Source organism: Marinimicrobium sp. UBA4509 (genome assembly GCF_002388575.1).
GTDB lineage: Bacteria > Pseudomonadota > Gammaproteobacteria > Pseudomonadales > Cellvibrionaceae > Marinimicrobium > Marinimicrobium koreense.
Map to the genome: position 1 here is coordinate 189136 of NZ_DGMV01000051.1, position 2231 is coordinate 191366.

Below are 2231 nucleotides of genomic sequence, written 5' to 3' on the forward strand. Positions count from 1 at the left end.
TAGGGTTTCGTATTGGGTTGTCGGCCTGAACAGCAACATCTTGAGGAGTGGGGAACGGAATATGGGCAATGGCAGAGGCCGGTGGTGGTTGGGCGTGACCGGAGTGTTGATCGGTACCCTGCTGATCGGGTGCAGTAGCGGTGGGCGCCATTACGGGGGCCTGAAAGAGACGCTGTCGATTGATCTGCGGCCCAACAACAGCAAACTGTTTGTGTATCAACTGGATGTGCCGGATGCCCGTCAGCGGCCACTGGTGCAGGTGTACCGGTCCCCCAAGGATGTGACCGAGCATCGTCGTCGGGAGCCTTTGGGCAGCCGCGAGTACCGGCAGTTGCGCAGCGACGCCGAGCGGGCCGTGACGCTCACCGGGTACTGCCGGGAGGGCTTTCTGGAGTTGGACTATCGTCTGTCCCGGGCCGAGATGTGGCTGCGGGGAGAGTGTCGTGAGGGCGCTACCGAACAAGACCGGAGCCGCTTTGCCGAAAGATCCCAACTGCCTATTCCACAGCCGGAGTGATCGTGTCCGGTCGTGGTCTCGCGTAGAATGGCGAGCGCCGCCACTTCCGGCGGTCGATCGTCATTGGAGAACGACCCGTGTCATTGCCCCCCTTGCAGCTCAAGAAAAATACCGACCGTCGCCTCAAACGCGGCCACCTGTGGATCTACAGTAACGAAGTAGACGTGGCCAAAACGCCGCTCAAGGCGTTTCAACCCGGGGATCAGGCGCTGGTCCTGGCCAGCACCGGCAAGGCGCTCGGGGTGGCGGTGGTCAATCCGGCCGGCCTGATCTGCGCGCGGCTGGTCAATCGCGATCCGGAGCAGCCCCTGAGTAAATCCCTGCTCGTGCACCGTATCAATCAGGCTCTGGCCTTGCGCGATGCCTTCTTTCCCGGCCCCTATTACCGACTCATCTACGGCGATTCCGATCTGCTCCCCGGGCTGGTGGTGGACCGCTTTGGTGACTATCTGGTGGTTCAGATTGCCAGTGCCGGCATGGAGCGCCACAAGGCCGATATTATCGAGGCACTGGTACAGTGTCTGAAGCCCGCGGGCATTCTGCTGGACAACGATCACGGCGCCCGCGAGCTGGAAGGGTTGGCGCGCTATCAGGAAGTCGCCCACGGCACCATGCCGGACACCCTGGAGCTGTTGGAGAATGGGACCCGCTTCCGGATTCCGGTAGGACAGGGTCAGAAAACCGGTTGGTTCTACGATCACCGCGACAATCGCGCTCGCCTTCAGGGCTGGTGTCGGGATCGCCGGGTGCTGGATGTCTTTTCCTATATGGGCGGTTGGGGTGTGGCGGCTGCCAACGCCGGCGCCCGGGAAGTGGTCTGTGTGGATGCCTCGGCCACGGCGCTGGACGGAGTGGCCACCAATGCCGAGCTGAACGGCGTGGCGGACCGGGTCAGCGCGCTTCAGGGCAAGGCCATTGACGTGCTCAAGGCACTGATCGCCGACGGTGAAACTTTCGATGTGGTGGTGCTGGACCCGCCCGCGTTTATCAAACGGCGCAAGGACCAGAAGGCCGGAGAGGCGGCGTATCGCCACATCAATGAGCTGGCCATTCGACTGCTGGGCCGCGACGGCCTGCTGGTGTCGGCTTCCTGCTCCATGCACCTGGCCCGGGAATCGCTGACCGATATCGTGCGCGGTGCCGGCCGGCACCTGGATCGTCACGTACAGATCATCGCCCAGGGCGGGCAGGGCGCCGATCATCCTGTGCATCCGGCCATCCCCGAGACCGATTATCTGAAAGCGGTGTTTGCCCGGGTGTACCTGCCCTGAGGCGAAGACGTCGTTGTACTGAGTACTGAACCCTCTTGCGAAAGCGGCGGTCCGAGACATGCGCTATGATCTATAGCGCGTTTATGACGGTATGTAATCTGAACGTTCAGATGATTCCAATAACTTTCGTAGGAGAACAACGATGAAATCCATGAAAAATCCCCTGATCGCCTCTGCCAGTGCCGCCCTGTTGTTGGGCCTGGGTAGCCAGGCCGCTGTCGCCGAAAACCCCTTTTCGGCCGAAACACTCTCCAGCGGTTACAGTCAATTGGCTCACAACCACGGTGGCGAGAAGAAAGACGGTGAAGCCAAATGTGGTGAAGCCAAATGTGGTGAAGCCAAGTGCGGCGAAGAGAAAAAAGGTGGCGAGGCCAAATGCGGCGAAGCCAAGTGTGGTGAGGACAAGAAAGACAAGGATGCCGAAGGTAAGTGCGGCGAAGGTA

Annotated in this window: 3 protein-coding genes; all 3 read left to right on the forward strand. The window is 61.0% G+C overall.

The genetic code is table 11. The features are described 5' to 3' along the window. Window positions 1-61 precede the first annotated feature (61 nt). A complete protein-coding gene (locus tag B3520_RS09855) occupies window positions 62-517 on the forward strand; it encodes a hypothetical protein (RefSeq protein WP_024461404.1) in 456 nt (151 codons plus the stop codon). Between the two features lie 77 nt (window positions 518-594). Continuing rightward, entirely contained in the window at window positions 595-1788 is a 1194-nt protein-coding gene (locus tag B3520_RS09860; RefSeq protein WP_286806815.1) for a class I SAM-dependent rRNA methyltransferase, read from the forward strand. 142 nt (window positions 1789-1930) lie between these two features. Beyond that, on the forward strand, window positions 1931-2231 hold a 301-nt coding region (locus B3520_RS09865), incomplete at its 3' end, for a hypothetical protein (protein ID WP_286875943.1).